Raw genomic sequence first — 927 nt, 5'->3', positions numbered from 1 at the left:
TGGGCCTGCTCCGGTTCGGTGGACAGGTTGACTACGCTGCCAGCCTCTTGGTTGCGGCCCTCCGCTCGTATTCCACTGGGCTGACGTAGCCCAGGGCGGAGTGGCGCCGCTTCCGGTTGTAGAACACCTCGATGTACTCGAACAGCGACTGCTTCGCCGCCTCGCGTGTCTTGAAGCGGGTGATGTAGACGAGTTCCAGCTTCAGGGTGGAGAAGAAGCTCTCCGCCACGGCGTTGTCCCAGCAGTTGCCCTTGCGCGACATGCTGCATCCGATGCCGTGCGCCTCCAGCAGCTGGCGGTAGTCCTCGCTCGCATACTGGCTGCCACGGTCGGAGTGGTGCAGTTGCGGAGCGGGACCGCCGAGCAACGCCATATCGAGCGCGCTCAGCACCAGGCCGCGGTCGATTCTCTCGCCCATCGCCCAGCCCACCACCTTTCGACTGAAGAGGTCCAAGAGCACGGCCAGATACAACCAGCCCTCCTCGGTCCAGACGTAGGTGATGTCGCCCACCCATGCGCGGTCGGGCTGGCCTGGCTGGAAGTTCCTCGCCAGGGAGTTGGGCGCCACGGGGTGGCCGTGCGCGGAGTCGGTGGTCCGCACGAATCGACGCCGGGTGCGAGCGCGCAGGCCCGCCTGGCGCATCAGCCGAGCCACTCGCTTGCGGGCGACCCGCCGGCCGCGCGCCTTCAGCTCCGCGTGGACTCGCGGAGCGCCATACCTGCCCCGGCTCTCCTGGTGCACGGCGAGCACCTCGACGCCCAGTGCCCGGTCGCTCTTCTTGCGCTCGGACTCGGAGCGCTTCGCCCAGGCGTAGTAGCCACTGCGAGAAACCTCCAGATGACGGCAGAGGGAGGCTACCGGGAAGAGGGCCTTCTTCGCGTCGATGAAGGCGAACTTCATTTCATCTCCTTCGCGAAGAAGGCCGC

Annotated in this window: 1 protein-coding gene; it reads right to left on the bottom strand. The window is 66.8% G+C overall.

Features of this window, described 5'->3' with window-relative positions; all coding sequences use genetic code 11:
• Window positions 1–31 precede the first annotated feature (31 nt).
• The coding region (locus D7V77_RS42175) for an IS3 family transposase (RefSeq protein ID WP_147452367.1) at window positions 32–927 on the bottom strand (896 nt) is incomplete at its 5' end.

Source organism: Corallococcus sp. CA041A, from assembly GCF_003612075.1.
Lineage (GTDB): Bacteria > Myxococcota > Myxococcia > Myxococcales > Myxococcaceae > Corallococcus > Corallococcus exiguus.
Note: the sequence above shows the minus strand (reverse complement) of the source record. Positions and strands in the feature narration are given on the sequence as shown.